We start from the raw sequence: 14,700 nt of genomic DNA on the forward strand, positions 1-14,700 counted from the left end.
CTTAAAGCCCCTGATTCGCAGCTTTAGCACCAGCTTTAATCGTACCCAAAATACCGCAGAGAAAACGCCGCAGGCGCAACCCGCGTACCTGCAGCCATCCCTTAAAATCGTTTACCCCAGACGGAATCGATTCACTATTGACTATTCACCACTGCCCATTGCCTATTCACTATTACCTATTCACTATTACCTATTGCCTACTGCCCATTCACTACTTCAGCTCATCCAGCACCTTATACATTTTCCGTACCAGCGCCATCTGGCTTCCGCTGTAATTGTTCACGAGGAACGAAAAAATATAGTCTTTTCCATCCCTGGATTTTTGATACCCGGAAAAGCCTTTAACCCGGTTGATGGTGCCGCTTTTCATCTTCATATCATTGTACAAGGGGAAGCCCTCATAATAATCCGCAAACCAGGGTTGCTCCCGGGCATACCTTAAAATAGTAACCTGTGCTCTTGTTGTGATCCTGTTCTGCGGCGATAACCCGGATCCGTCATACAAATGCAGTTCATCCGCATCCACACCTCTTGTTTTCCAATGTTCCTGAATTGCTGCAATTCCGTTATCGGTAGTGGCCATACCTTTCCGGTTTAGCCCTACGGTGCGTAACAAAGCTTCTCCATAAAGATTGATGCTCTTTCGTAAAAACCAGTAGATGATCTTTGAAAGTTCCGGGGAGCTGTTGGTGTAAACCCATTTTACATTCCCCGCTTCCCTGTTCGTTGTCGCTCCTTCATTGCTGGAGAAACGAACCGTACCTTTAAGGCTGCTGATCACCGTTTTTACAAACTGGTTGGCAGGGTCATAGATCGATCCGGATACCACAAATGCGTTCTGACCTGCGGGAATGGTACCGGTTAGCAATCCCGTTTGCCGGCCCATAGAAGGATAAAACAAAGTACTGTTATCACCCGAATTTTTTTCAGCAGCCGTAGCCTGTGAAGTGATCCGGTAATCATAGAGATAAGGAATGGTTTTTACCACAGAAACAGGACTACCCAACGCAGTGCCCGACTTTAATACCAGGTCAAACTGGTTCTCTCTCCAGTTGAGCGCCTGTGCGCCGGCGCCATAATAATTGCCGAGATCCTGCCAGATCCAGCCCTCCGGTATGGTTTCATCGCCCCATTTGCCGGTATAGATCACCACGTTATTCAGTTCTTTAATCCCCTCCCGCTGCAATGCGGTCTTAAGTCTTGTAAGGAAGGCGCTATCCTTTGTTTCCGTCCAGCGCCAGCTGGCCAAACTGGGATCTCCGGCCGGCTCAATATACAGGCTCTTTCCCCGGGGCGTGTTCACAATGCCAAACCGGGTTTGGTACCGGTAATCTGCGCCCAAAATATCAAACGCTGTAGCGGCGGTTACGATCTTTTCTGTGGAAGCCGTTGCCATCCCTGTTTTGCTGTTCTGATCAAAAACCACGTTTCCGCTTGAGGCTTCAATCACATACAGCGAGCTCAACGCATATTTCAATTGCGCATCGGCATTAAATACATCCATCGCCGCCGTAAGCTTTTGAGCCGTTTGCCCATGAACCGTTATCCACCCCAGCAGCATTGCTAAAAGAGAAAAAAATCGCATAGTCGTCTTGTTAAGAAAGGGAAAGTACAACATAATTCAGGAAGAACCGCATCGGAAATCGAAGATTTTTGATGGCACACAGGTATCGTTTTATAAACCCTGAACAGCCGGTTTACACAAACCGCAGCATGCTATCTGAAATTAAACAAAGTAGCCGTAAACATGCCCCGTTCTCTTTTTTTAAAGATCACATCCCAGTTACCGATATAGCGAAGCACCGAAGGCACGAGCAGGCGCCCCACCTTTGTTAATGCTACCTCCATATGTACATCAAAATCATAGGCGCCGGTATTATAGCTCAGGTCATAGCTACGACCCATGATTTCAAAACTATGGTCGTTAAACCAGGTGGTCATCTGATCATATACGATCCGGCTCCGGTCCGATCCGCTCAAGCCCGCCTTGGCCTTAATCTCAAATTTATAGGCATTCTTGCCATTGTACGAAACATAGTCAATGGTATAATCATAAAGATCCGCAATGCGGGGATCAAATATATTGCTCTTTTCACCCATCAGCGGAATGCCCGGGATCTTTTTTCCCGGATTAAAAAACAACATCTTCAACTGCTCTTTACGTTTTTCAATACCGGATTTTTCCCTGGGATTTAAACCGGCATTTCCTACAATATTTGTTTCCCCGCACACTTTTCCCGTGGTAAAGAAAAGGCCGGCATATAATTCAGCCGTATAGTAATTATAATCACCGTTCTTATCCAGCATATCGCCCGTTGTGTTCTCATATTCTTTTGTCATGGTACGACAGCCACCCTGGTAGGTCTGATGGGTTTTACTGTTGAGCGATGCGATCTGCTGCCCACGCTTATCCTTCATTACAATATTGTTTAATGAAGAGAAGCTAAGCACCCTTAAATTTTTAAACGCCTTATAAAAGCTCGTATCTTTTTTAACACGGTCGATGAAACCCGGTACATTCAGTTTGTTATTGATCACCACTTCCGAAAGGGTTACCATCTGCGCCAGGCGCTCATTTTCCAGTGAATCCTGCACAGCTTCCTGCACCTGTGCACCCAGCCACTGGCAGATGCCCTGCAGCAATAAAAGAAAAAGGATTTTTGATTTCATAATTCTAAAAGCATGAAGCGCTGATCTTCTTAAACCGTTCAGAGCGCCAGCAGGCTACAGCCGCGTATATCGCTGTTGTCCCTTCTGCCCAATACCTCAAAGGTCCCGTTGGCATGTACGATGCCCAGGTCGTCCGTTGCGATAAAGCTGCAGGAATAAATATTTGCCAGGTCAATAATATTCAATACACCACGGGCCGGCCGGGTGATAACCGAAAGCGGATCTTCTTCCTCCCTCAGCACCATCCGCATCCAGGGTGGCGTATTAAAAATACCCGCTCCTTTTGAATAGGCCTGGGAGAGCAGCTCCGTCATACCATATTCAGAGTGCACCACTGGTATGCCAAAATTTCGCTTCAGCTCATCGTGCACCTCTGCACGGATCAGCTCGCGTCTTCGTCCTTTCATACCACCAGTTTCCATAACAATGGTATGTTTCAGTTCCCGGGGAAACTGCGCGGCAAAATCAAGCAGCGCATAGGTTACCCCAATCAGCAGGGTCTTTTGCCCACGTTCCTCCAGTTGCTGCAACGTTTGAGCCAGGGATGCAACATCATGAAGGTAAAAACCACTTTGCGGATGTTTGCTGTCGCGGATCAGCTGGTCTACCATAAAAACCAGCGAAGAATGTCCCCGCTCCAGGTAAGAAGGCAGCAGGCCCAGGATGCAAAAGTCCGTTGCCGGTCCGTAAAACAGCTCAAAGGCGTTTGTAAAACTTTGAGTATATAAAGCGGACTCTTTTACCAGATGCCGGCTGTTAACGGTACCGGTAGTGCCGCTGCTTTCAAAATATACTTCGGGCTCAAAAGCGGTAGCGGTCACTTCGTGTGTTTTAAAGAACCGGATGGGCAGGAAAGGGATATCAGAAAGCCGGGAAACGGTACCCGCCTTACACCCGATAGCGTCCGCATAACTCCGGTATATTTTATTGTGCTGATATTGAAACAGGAACACCTCCTTTGCCAGGGCTTCGAACCCTGCCGCATCAACAGTAAATACTGATTCTTTCAACGCTTCCAATTTCATGAGAGATGCCGCAAAAATACAAATAGGGCACAGATAATAAAGGATTAAGTTTGCAGCAGAAACCCGGTTCTCATGACAGCAAAGGGCAAAGTTTTTTTTGATTTTATCATTTTCAGCAACCTGTTCATCGCATGCTGCGCAGTGGCCATGTGTCTTTGTACAGTTGCGGTTTTCGATATTGGCAAACTTCCGGCAGACTATGCCGCATTTGTCTTTTTTTCTACGCTTTCCAGTTATAGCATTCACTGGTACCTTACCAATGCGGATGTAGAAGTTACAGCCAGCCGTACGGATTGGCTCCGGCAGCATAAAAGAGTGCACGCTGTTTTTTTTGTCATCAGCGCCATAGGCACCGCCTTCTTCCTCATCCGTTTAAAACCCTACTGGCTGTACATCCTGCCCGCCGGGGGGTTAACCGTAATGTATACCGCTCCAAAATTTCCGCATCGTTTTTTCCGGTCGCTGCAACGGTACATCCTTGGCAAAACCTTTTTACTGGCGGCCATGTGGACCTATGTAACTACCGCGCTAACCTTTTTTGTACAGCAGATCACCTGGCAAACGCGACATTATATCTATGTGGCCGACCGGTTTGCGCTGATTTTTGCCATTTGCATTCTCTTTGACCTGAGGGATAAACAATTTGACAAGCAAACAGGAATAAAAAGCCTGGTGACCATACTGCCGCTCGAAAAAATAAAAATAATTTTCATCTTGTTTATTCTTATAAACATTACAGGTTCTTACATACTATATACTTATACTCAAGACCTTATACATTTCATCTTTCTGGCCCTGCCGGCGGTGCTCACCTACCTGCTGTATCCCTTCGCAATAAAATCTAAAAATGATTACCTTTTTTATTTTATTTTAGACGGCCTGATGGCGCTGACGTCCGTGTTATATTTTATGAAAATGGTGATTGAAATGTATACACGATAAGTTAGCACAAAAATTGATAGATATAACTTATGCATACTTCATTTAATAAAATTGTACATTTTACCCGCCTGATAAAAATCAATGGCAGATTACGAGAATTTAATTACCGGAAAAACAACAATGCCGGCAGCTATGTGTTTGATGTAGATACAGCGGATGACCGTGGAAACCGCTTATTTTTCAGGCTGCTGAAGGAAGACAATGAGTGGCAGCTTACCACTAAAATGTCAATGCCGGAATGGGTTACCGATAACCAGGAATTATTAGTTACCGAACTGGAAGAAGGCGTGCTGAATAATTAAGGGCCGCACGCGGCGCAGCTACCATGTGTAACGTTTTTACAATGAAGCCTCATAAAAAATTTTACACATGGTAGTTTTTATTTCCCCCGTGAAAAATACAAGGGCAGCCATAACAAACACGCTAAAGACCATACTCCTGGCCGTGCTTTGTGCCTGCACATCCTCCCGGCAGTTAGTGCAGCAGCCGGATACTTCAAAAACAACTACAAACGGAAAGCTTTGGAGCTCCCTGTACCAGCAAAAAGCCGCAGAGTATGCCGCGCTTTGCTACCAGGCCTATAATACGGCCCGGATGAGCCTGGATCGTTCCCTGCCACTGGCATCATCGGAGAAACCACCTGCAATTATTACCGATATTGACGAAACCTTCCTGGATAATAGTCCCTATGCTGTTCGGCAGGCCTTGCAGGGCAAGGATTATGACAGCAAAACATGGCAGGAATGGACCGGAAAAGGAGCTGCCCTTCCGCTTCCGGGAAGTGTTGATTTCTTTAACTATGCGGCTTCAAAAGGCGTTACGGTCTTTTATATTACCAACCGGGGCGAGCAGGAACGTGCCGGCACCATGGCGAACCTTAAAAAATACCGCTATCCTTTTGCAGACAACGAACACCTGATTATGATGCAGGGTGAATCTTCAAAAGAAAAACGCCGGTTGTCCATCGCTATGCGCTATTCCATTCTTTTACTGCTGGGCGACAACCTCGCAGACTTTAGTAATCTCTGGGATAAAAAAACAACAGCAGAACGGCTGGAGCAGGTAAAGGAGAATGCCGCCGCATTTGGCACACGGTTTATCATCCTTCCCAACCCAACCTATGGCGGATGGGAAGATGCCCTTTACGGAAATCAACACAGCCTTACACCCGCGCAAAAAGAGTCCGCAATCCGGGCCAATTTGTCTGCGTATTAAGTCATACCCCCACCAGCCGGTAACACAATTTTTAAAAATAAAAGTTGAACTTCCGGATCTTAATACAATCCCCGAAGTTCTGATATGCTTCCACCGGTTTCATCCCGGGAAAAGCACAAAATAGTGTACATTGCAACAAGGGCAGCGCAAAGGGGCTTTGAAGCGGCTTTATATCAGAACCGGTCCCTCTATTAAATATATCAATGATGACAAAATTATCGGTCAATATTAATAAAATTGCTACGCTCCGGAATTCCCGTGGTGGCGACAATCCGGATCTTATCAAAATGGCGCTGGATGCGGAAAATTTCGGCGCGGATGGCATCACGGTTCATCCCCGGCCGGATGAACGGCATATCCGCTATAAAGATGTGCATGATTTAAAACCGCTGCTGACCACCGAATTTAATATTGAAGGAAACAGCCGTGAGCAAAAGTTTATCGACCTGGTGCTCGAAGTAAAACCCCACCAGGTAACCCTTGTTCCGGATGCCACGGGGCAGTTAACATCGGACCATGGATGGGACACCATTCAGCATCAGCAATACCTGGAAGAAACCATCGGCATTTTTAAGTCCGCAGGTATAAGGGTATCTATTTTTGTAGATCCTGATCCGCGAATGGTGGAAGGTGCGGCAGCCGTGGGAACCGACCGGATCGAGCTGTATACAGAAGCCTATGCCCGAAACTTTCCGCAAAACCGGGAGGCGGCCATCGCTCCGTATTTGGCCGCTGCTGAAAAAGCCCGGGAGCTGGGACTGGGGCTCAATGCCGGGCACGACCTGGATTTAAACAACCTGAATTATTTCAGTCAGCAGATTCCCTGGCTCGATGAAGTAAGTATTGGCCATGCGTTGATCTGTGATGCACTGTACCTGGGTTTTGAAAATACGATCCAGTTGTACAAACGGCAACTGGCCATGAGAAGCAGCCTCTAACTTCCTTTTTATTTGCATTGATTATGACCCGCATTTCTTTTCTTTTCCTGGCAATGATCTTCTTTGCCGTGGCAGCACCTGCGCAAAAGCTTACGACTGTTTTTGAAACCAGCAACGGGAAGCAAACACCCGAATATGCCGGAGTTATTCAATGGTGGCAACAGCTTGACAAACGATCGGACAAGGTGCAGATGCGCCCGATGGGCATGACAGATGCAGGGTTTCCGCTACACCTGGTAACCATCAGTAACCAGCCGGTCATCAGTTTTGAAAAAGCGCATCAACAGAAAAAGACCGTACTGCTGATTAATAATGGCATCCATCCCGGGGAGCCGGATGGCATTGACGCATCAATGCTGCTGGCACGTGATATTGCGGAGCAAAGGCTCCGGCTTCCGGATAACGTGGTGCTGGCCCTGATACCGGTTTACAATATCGGGGGCTGTCTGAACCGCAGTGCTTATTACCGGGTAGACCAGGATGGCCCGGACGCATTCGGATCGAGAGGCAATTCCCAAAATCTGGACCTGAACCGGGATTTTATAAAATGTGATACCCGGGATGCCCTGGCCTTTACTGAAATCTTTCACCAGGTAGATCCCGATATATTTGTAGACAATCATGTAAGCAATGGAGCCGACTACCAGCATGTAATGACGCTCCTCTCATCTCAGCATAATAAACTGGGTGGAAAAATGGGGGAATTTATGAACCGGCAATTTGAGCCGGAGCTTTACAGCCGCATGCAGCAAGAAGGTTTTGACCTCATTCCTTATGTGAATGATTTTGGAGATGCGGTTACCAATGGCTGGTCCGCATTCTGGGACAGTCCCCGTTATGCCAGCGGTTATGCAACGCTCTTTCATTCTTTTGCATTTGTACCGGAAACGCATATGCTGAAGCCCTATCCCCAGCGCGTAAAAGCCACTTATGCGCTAATGAAAAGTTTTATCGGCTTTGCGGCAGCTCATGGTCATGAGATCCAACAGCTGAGGCGGGAAGCCCGTGCAGAAGCCACGCGTGCCGTATCTTTTCCGGCGCAATACAAACTGGATTCGGCCGCGGCCACCACCATTACCTTTAAAGGATACGAAGCTACCCGGAAAAAAAGTGAGGTATCTGGCCTACCAAGGCTTTACTACGATCGCACCAAACCGTTTACCCGGCAGATCCCCTTTTATAATGTATACCGGCCACAGCGTTTTGTAACCAAACCACGGGCCTATATCATTCCGCAGGGTTGGTGGAAAGTAACCGACCGCTTAAAGGCAAATAAGATAAAAATGCAGCAGCTGACCCGGGATACCACGATAACCGTGCAGGCCTATTATATCACAAAATACCGGTCTTCCCCAACGCCCTACCAAATGCATCATGCCAATACGGATGTGGAAGTGGAAGCAAAAGAGCAGCAGCTTCGTTTTAGAAAAGGAGATTGGTGGATCCCGATGAACCAGGCGGCCAATCGCTTCCTGTTTGAAACACTGGAGCCCTATTATGAAGACAGTTATTTTGCCTGGAACTTTTTTGACGGGGTCTTAAACAATAAGGAATGGTATTCTGCATACAATTACGAAGACATTGCAGCCGGATATCTAAAGGGAAACGCTGCGCTCCGGACCGCCCTTGAAGAAAAGCGCAGATCTGATACCGCTTTTGCAAACAGTGCTGCAGCACAACTCACCTTTATATTCAATCAATCGCCGTATAAAGATCCCGATTTTATGCGCTATCCTGTTTTCCGGATTATGGATTAGCGCCGGGTTGAGCCTCCGGTGTTCTTTCCAGTATAAATCCATTTTCTGCAGCAAACCGGACCTGTGTCTCCTGCAGGCGAAGGATCACCTCTTCCTGCGCAGTCAGCACCTGGTTCATCCGGTTACTGGCTTCAATACGGGCCGCTTCATCCGGGGCATCACCAATTGCCCTGTAGGCGGTATATAATCCTTTAAAATATTCAAAGTACCGGACAGCCACGGTTTTAAAATCATCTCCGCCCGTAAATTTGGAAACATCAATATTTTCGATCCGGTCTACTTTCTCCTGTATCACGGTTTCCATCTTCTCCGCAGCTGCCGAAACACATTTATAATCAGCACTGTCTGCACATGTTTTAATTTTATTTTCTGTTTGCCGTATGGGCTCAGCAAGACTTTGCTCCAAACCTGCAATCTCATCACTATACTGCTTTGCAGTCATGGTTACCTTCCCTTTGCAGGCAATTAAAAAAAAGAGGGTCAACGCGCCTAATGCTGTCTTCAATTGCATGGATGTATTTTATTTTATGTCCGACAATCCGCCGATGTCTTTCTCACGCATGCACCGGCCTGGCGTATAAAACTCCGCTCACTCCCATTTGCCTTACCGGCATTTCCCGGAATGGTTGCGGCATTAACAGTGCCGGTTCCAGCAGGCTAACTGCCAGTGCTTTCGCCCGGATTGTTCTGGGCTTTGCGGGCATAGTAATAATAAATCGGCACTCCAATTATAACAATAACCAGGCCTAATAATGAGGTAAAGGTCTTTTCATACAACAATCCGATACCCAGTGTGCCGGCCATCAGGAGATAGATAATGGGAATAACCGGGTAACCAAATGCTTTGTAGGGACGTTCTGCATCGGGGCGCTTCCGGCGCAGGCGGAAAACACCGACGATGGTAAGAATATAAAACACCACGGTAATAAACACTACATAATCCAGCAAAACGCCATACTTGCCGCTGAGACATAAAATACTGGTCCAGATACATTGCGCCCACAGTGCCCACTGCGGCACCGCATTTTTATTGAGGGTGCCGGCCTGTGGGAGGAACAATTTATCCTTAGCCATTGTATAGTATACCCGCGCACCGGAAAGAATCAATCCGTTATTACATCCGAAAGTAGAGATCATGATCATTACAGCGATAATAGCAGCACCGTAGTGACCAAATATAGAAGAGGCTGCTGCAGTTGCCACACGATCCTGAACGGCAAATGCAATATTGGGGTCTGCTACTTCCGGGGCATATGCAATGGTTGCACCGGATGCAGGCGGAATCATTGGTAAAACGGCCAGGTACATAAGGTTTGCCAGCAGGTATACAACCGTTACCACAAGCGTTCCTAAAAAAAGACTTAGCCCTACATTGCGTTTAGGATTCTTGATTTCCCCTGCAATAAATGTTACATTTTCCCAGGCTACACTGCTGAAAACCGATCCCACCATCGCAGCGCTGATCAGTCCCAGGCCCACCATCATGCTGCCTGGAGATTGAAATACCGACCAGCCCTGTTTTACACCGGCAGCATCCGTAACGGGCGTAGTAAATTTCATATCAAAACCCGAGGCCCAGTTTGCATTCCAGATATCCGCTTTAGCGGCAACCAGTAAACCAAATATGATCAGGCCGAATAAAGAGAACAGTTTAACAATGGTAAATATCGTCTGGATGATCTTTCCATCCTTTACGCCGCGTGTATTGATGTATGTTAGAAAAATGATCAGTGCAATGGAAACCAGTTGTGCCGGGAAAATACGCACCCAGCCGAAATCGAAAAGAAGATTGCGTTCATCCATCGTAAGCGCAGGAATAAAGTAGCCTGCAAACTTGCTGAAGGCAACACCAACCGCTGCAATGGTACCTGTTTGGATCACCGAAAAAAAGCTCCAGCCATATAAAAATCCCACCATCGGGTTATACGCTTCTTTCAGGTATACATACTGTCCGCCCGCCTTTGGAAACATGGAAGAAAGCTCCCCATAGGTTACCGCTGCAAAAACAGTCATCAGCCCTGTAATCACCCACAGCGCAACCAGCCAGCCGGCAGATCCTACCTGCCGGGTCATATCCGAGGCTACAATAAAAATACCGGAACCAATCATGGATCCGGCTACGATCATTGTACCATCAAATAAATTGAGCGATTGTTTAAACGCAACTTTCTCCGCCATTGTTTTAATTTATTAGCCCAAAATAAGATTTTATTGGAAATAAACGGCAAAAAAATACCCTGCTAAAAGCAAGGTCATTAAGAAGGTCCGGCCGAAATATTATTTCTTTTCCTTAATATATTGTTCATTGAGCCCTTTGATTACCTCCCGGGTAATATCATAGGTGGTATCCTTATAATAAAACAAACCCGGCTCATAAGCAAAAATGAAAGAGAAGGTACCATCGGAATTAAATACCTTCAGGAACTCCTCGATCTTTTTCTTTACACTCATATTCTTACTGGCTACAAAGTTGTTGAACTCATCCATTAAGCCCTGCCGTTTTTCCATCATTTGCGACTGGGTGGTTTCAACATCCTGACGGGCTGCCAATGCCTGTTCTTCGGTCATTGTATTCCCCTGCTGCTGATACGTGCCCACTTTTGCTTTAAACGATTTGTCCATCTTATCGAGTTCCGCGCTAATCGCACTCTTCTTCTTATCTACTTCACGCTCCATGTTCCGGGCCAGTTCATAATGTGCCTGGATCGAATCCATGTCGATATAAGCAAATACAGCATTCTTATGCAGCATGGAATCTTTACCTTTTGAAAGTGCTGTACCGGCATGCGGAGCCCCGCTCGCACCGGTACCTCCGTTAAACTGTTTGTATAACAAAAATACCACTGCAACTACCAGTAATGCATTTACAACAAGGAGCGCATTCTTCATTTCTCAATTTTTACAATAAATATAAAACAACTTGCAATATACCAATGAATTAAACAAAAAAAATCTTCAGTGCGTATCTTATGATAGCCTTAACATCATGAAAAAGCCGCCCCTCCAAACGGGGGCGGCTTCATTCAATACAGTGCAGGTGTCTTATACAATCTTTTCAACCTGCATATAGTTCAGTTCTACCGGTGTAGATCTTCCAAAGATCTTTACGGTAACCTTCAGTTTCTTCTTCTCGTCGTTCACCTCTTCAATAACACCGTTGAAATCATTAAACGGACCTTCAACGATCTTAATGGTTTCACCAACAATGAACGGCTCTACCATGCTTACGCCACCTGCTTCAGCCATCTCATCCATTCGGCCCAGCATCTTATTCACCTCTGCTTTCCGGAGCGCGATCGGGTTATCTTTTCCCAGGAAATGAATAACGCTATTGGTGTTCACCACCAGGTCTCTCAGGTCATCGCTCATTTTTCCATCCAGCACTTCAACCATCACATAACCCGGATAGTAGTTCCGCTCCCGCATTACCTTTTTCCCGTTCTGTACTTTATATACCTTTTCCACGGGAAGGAATACCTGCTTCACCACCTTTTCAAACTCACTTCTCGATATTTCTTTATCCAGATACTCCTTTACCTTCCGCTCTTTACCGCTCACCACCCGCAATACATACCATTTGGTATCCTGCTGGGGTGCCGCCGGAGTTGCATTATCTGTTATGTTTGCATCTTCCATTCTCTAACTATAAAGGATTTTGTATAAAAAATTAAGCCCGCCTCCGGCAATAAAATCCATCAGCCAGATCATCACAGTGATCAGTACCGTAGCGCCCAGCACAATCATAGTAGATTGCTGCAGTTCGCCCCAGGTAGGCCAGGTTACTTTTTCTGCCAGCTCCTTATAGCTGTTTTTTACATAATCTCCGAACTTGCTCATCTTAATAGTTTATGGTTCATAGTTTATGGTTCATGGCTATATAACATACATCACTATGAACTATTACCGAATAAACAATGAACTTGTTTAGCACGGGCACAAGGATTCGAACCCTGATCAAAGGTTTTGGAGACCTCTATTCTACCGTTGAACTATGCCCGTAAACTAATTAGCTAATCGGCGGGCTGCCAATTAGCTAATTGGTTATATTTCAAAGAATCTTATCAAACTTATTTGATAATCTCAGTTACCTGACCAGCACCTACTGTACGGCCACCTTCACGAATCGCGAACTTCAGACCTTTTTCCATCGCGATCGGAGTGATCAGTTTTACAGTCAGTGAGGTGTTATCACCAGGCATGATCATTTCAGTACCTTCAGCTAATGTACACTCACCGGTTACGTCTGTTGTACGGAAGTAGAACTGAGGACGGTATTTGTTAAAGAACGGAGTGTGACGACCACCTTCATCTTTGCTCAGTACATAAACTTCAGCTTTGAATTCAGTGTGCGGAGTGATAGATCCGGGTTTGCAGATTACCATACCACGACGGATCTGAGTTTTCTCAATACCGCGTAACAGCAGACCTGCGTTATCACCAGCTTCACCTTCGTCCAGGATCTTGCGGAACATTTCCACACCTGTTACAGTAGAAGTAAGGGGTTTTTCCATCAGACCTACGATTTCTACAGGCTCACCGGTTTTAACTTTACCTCTTTCGATACGACCAGTTGCAACGGTACCACGACCAGTGATTGAGAATACGTCCTCAACACTCATCAGGAACGGCAGATCAATCGGACGGGGAGGCAGCGGAATGTAGCTGTCTACAGCATCCATCAGTTCAGTGATTGCACCAACCCATTTTTCTTCGCCAGCTAATGCGCCGGTTGCAGAACCTTTGATGATTGGAGTGTTGTCACCGTCGAAACCACGCTTGGTTAACTCATCGCGTACTTCCATTTCAACCAGATCCAACAGTTCAGGATCATCAACCAGATCTACTTTATTTAAGAAAACCACCATTTTAGGTACACCTACCTGTGCAGCCAAAAGGATGTGTTCTTTTGTTTGAGGCATCGGACCATCAGTAGCCGCAACCACCAGGATGGCTCCATCCATCTGGGCAGCACCAGTGATCATATTTTTAACGTAGTCAGCGTGACCGGGGCAATCTACGTGTGCGTAGTGACGAGTGGCAGTTTCATATTCTACGTGAGCTGTATTAATTGTAATACCTCTCTCTTTTTCTTCAGGTGCACCATCGATATCGTCATATTTTTTTGCCTGAGCTAAACCTTTCTTAGAAAGAATCTCGGTAATAGCGGCAGTCAAAGTGGTTTTACCATGGTCAACGTGGCCAATGGTACCAATGTTTACGTGGGGTTTCTCCCGCTTAAAGGTCTCTTTTGACATTGTTATCTTTTTTAATTGTTTTTACTAAATTTTTATTTATTCACAAATCCAGCCAGGGCTGGATTGCAATACTTAGCTGAATTGCTTCTACAGAGGCGCAACTCATCTAAAATACCAAAAGAAGAGTCATTGATACCGGTTTTAACCGGAATGACTGCTTCTATCTAGAGCCGTTGATGAGACTTGAACTCACGACCTCTTCCTTACCAAGGAAGTGCTCTACCCCTGAGCTACAACGGCGATCTCAGTTGATAGCTCAGGACCTGTTTAAAACAAATCCCCGTCCCGCCGGAGGCGGGGCTCAACTACAAACGAAACAGAGCGGGAGACGAGGCTCGAACTCGCCACCTATAGCTTGGAAGGCTATCGCTCTACCAAATGAGCTACTCCCGCTTAACTAATTTGAAAATTTGAAAATGAGTTAATCTGAAAATTAAATCTTCTGCAAACATTCAAAACCCAAAGAACTCCTGCATTTGAAAGGTGCTATTTTCAAATCTTCAAATTACACATTTTCAAATTGCACTGTGGGCAGTGAAGGATTCGAACCTCCGTACTCCGAAGAGAACAGATTTACAGTCTGTCGCCTTTAACCACTCGGCCAACTACCCTTTTTTAAGTTGACAGGTCTGCAAGTTTAAATGTTGATAAGGCACGCCCTGTTAACCTATAAACATTTCAACTTGTCAACTTAACTGAGCCGAAGAAGGGAGTCGAACCCGCGACCTGCTGATTACAAATCAGCTGCTCTACCAACTGAGCTACTTCGGCTTATGAAAAGAACTAATTTCTGGTAGTTAGTGCTTGAAAAACAGTACTGAACAGCTCCAAAAATTGGGAAGGCAAAAGTAAGGCTTTTTTATCATTCAATAAATTTTGTTGGACAATTTTTTTATAA

14 protein-coding genes and 5 tRNA genes are annotated in these 14,700 nt (G+C 45.9%); 5 read left to right on the forward strand and 14 right to left on the reverse strand.

Annotation, left to right across the window (positions count from 1 at the left end; translation table 11 throughout):
- Window positions 1-211 precede the first annotated feature (211 nt).
- The 3 genes from dacB to Q1V85_RS05865 form a co-directional block, all read right to left on the reverse strand.
- A complete protein-coding gene (gene dacB / locus Q1V85_RS05855; protein ID WP_300598355.1) occupies window positions 212-1,585 on the reverse strand; it encodes a D-alanyl-D-alanine carboxypeptidase/D-alanyl-D-alanine-endopeptidase in 1,374 nt (457 codons plus the stop codon).
- 131 nt (window positions 1,586-1,716) lie between these two features.
- Window positions 1,717-2,670 carry a hypothetical protein gene (locus Q1V85_RS05860; protein ID WP_300598356.1) on the reverse strand — a complete coding sequence of 318 codons (954 nt, stop codon included), beginning with the start codon at window positions 2,668-2,670 and terminating at the stop codon, window positions 1,717-1,719.
- A gap of 38 nt (window positions 2,671-2,708) precedes the next feature.
- Window positions 2,709-3,680, reverse strand: coding sequence for an acyl transferase (locus Q1V85_RS05865; RefSeq protein WP_300598357.1), 972 nt, complete (start codon window positions 3,678-3,680; stop codon window positions 2,709-2,711).
- Between the two features lie 87 nt (window positions 3,681-3,767).
- Between Q1V85_RS05865 and Q1V85_RS05870 the strand changes: the two genes are divergently transcribed.
- From Q1V85_RS05870 to Q1V85_RS05890, 5 genes are all read left to right on the forward strand, one after another.
- Window positions 3,768-4,637, forward strand: a complete 870-nt coding sequence (locus Q1V85_RS05870) for a hypothetical protein (protein WP_300598358.1) — start codon at window positions 3,768-3,770, stop codon at window positions 4,635-4,637.
- 29 nt (window positions 4,638-4,666) lie between these two features.
- Complete coding sequence (locus tag Q1V85_RS05875; protein WP_300598359.1) at window positions 4,667-4,939, forward strand: hypothetical protein; 273 nt, start codon at window positions 4,667-4,669, stop codon at window positions 4,937-4,939.
- A gap of 67 nt (window positions 4,940-5,006) precedes the next feature.
- A complete protein-coding gene (locus tag Q1V85_RS05880; protein ID WP_300598360.1) occupies window positions 5,007-5,852 on the forward strand; it encodes a 5'-nucleotidase, lipoprotein e(P4) family in 846 nt (281 codons plus the stop codon).
- A gap of 203 nt (window positions 5,853-6,055) precedes the next feature.
- Entirely contained in the window at window positions 6,056-6,790 is a 735-nt protein-coding gene (locus tag Q1V85_RS05885; RefSeq protein ID WP_300598361.1) for a pyridoxine 5'-phosphate synthase, read from the forward strand.
- A 23-nt stretch (window positions 6,791-6,813) separates the two neighbouring features.
- Window positions 6,814-8,547: a M14 family zinc carboxypeptidase gene (locus Q1V85_RS05890; protein ID WP_300598362.1), complete on the forward strand. Its 1,734-nt coding sequence runs from the start codon at window positions 6,814-6,816 to the stop codon at window positions 8,545-8,547.
- On the opposite strand, the gene Q1V85_RS05895 is transcribed toward Q1V85_RS05890, so the two are convergent.
- From Q1V85_RS05895 to Q1V85_RS05945, 11 genes are all read right to left on the reverse strand, one after another.
- Window positions 8,537-9,058 (reverse strand): hypothetical protein, encoded by a 522-nt coding sequence (locus tag Q1V85_RS05895; protein WP_300598363.1) that lies wholly within the window; start codon window positions 9,056-9,058, stop codon window positions 8,537-8,539. The genes Q1V85_RS05890 and Q1V85_RS05895 overlap by 11 nt on opposite strands.
- 146 nt (window positions 9,059-9,204) lie before the next feature.
- On the reverse strand, window positions 9,205-10,725 hold the full coding sequence (locus tag Q1V85_RS05900) for an amino acid permease (RefSeq protein ID WP_300598364.1): 1,521 nt from the start codon (window positions 10,723-10,725) through the stop codon (window positions 9,205-9,207).
- 99 nt (window positions 10,726-10,824) lie between these two features.
- Window positions 10,825-11,436, reverse strand: coding sequence for an OmpH family outer membrane protein (locus Q1V85_RS05905; RefSeq protein ID WP_300598365.1), 612 nt, complete (start codon window positions 11,434-11,436; stop codon window positions 10,825-10,827).
- Window positions 11,437-11,589: 153 nt separating this feature from the next.
- Entirely contained in the window at window positions 11,590-12,183 is a 594-nt protein-coding gene (gene nusG, locus Q1V85_RS05910) for a transcription termination/antitermination protein NusG (protein WP_300598366.1), read from the reverse strand.
- Window positions 12,184-12,186: 3 nt separating this feature from the next.
- Window positions 12,187-12,384 carry a preprotein translocase subunit SecE gene (gene secE, locus Q1V85_RS05915; protein WP_235553651.1) on the reverse strand — a complete coding sequence of 66 codons (198 nt, stop codon included), beginning with the start codon at window positions 12,382-12,384 and terminating at the stop codon, window positions 12,187-12,189.
- A 91-nt stretch (window positions 12,385-12,475) separates the two neighbouring features.
- A tRNA-Trp gene (locus tag Q1V85_RS05920) sits at window positions 12,476-12,546 on the reverse strand.
- A gap of 68 nt (window positions 12,547-12,614) precedes the next feature.
- On the reverse strand, window positions 12,615-13,802 hold the full coding sequence (gene tuf, locus Q1V85_RS05925; protein WP_300598367.1) for an elongation factor Tu: 1,188 nt from the start codon (window positions 13,800-13,802) through the stop codon (window positions 12,615-12,617).
- Between the two features lie 168 nt (window positions 13,803-13,970).
- A tRNA-Thr gene (locus Q1V85_RS05930) sits at window positions 13,971-14,042 on the reverse strand.
- Between the two features lie 80 nt (window positions 14,043-14,122).
- Window positions 14,123-14,195, reverse strand: a tRNA-Gly gene (locus tag Q1V85_RS05935).
- A gap of 135 nt (window positions 14,196-14,330) precedes the next feature.
- Window positions 14,331-14,413 (reverse strand) — tRNA-Tyr (locus Q1V85_RS05940).
- Between the two features lie 87 nt (window positions 14,414-14,500).
- Window positions 14,501-14,573 (reverse strand) — tRNA-Thr (locus tag Q1V85_RS05945).
- Window positions 14,574-14,700: the final 127 nt, after the last annotated feature.

It is taken from the genome of Niabella sp. (genome assembly GCF_030150205.1).
In the GTDB taxonomy this organism is placed as follows: Bacteria; Bacteroidota; Bacteroidia; order Chitinophagales; family Chitinophagaceae; genus Niabella.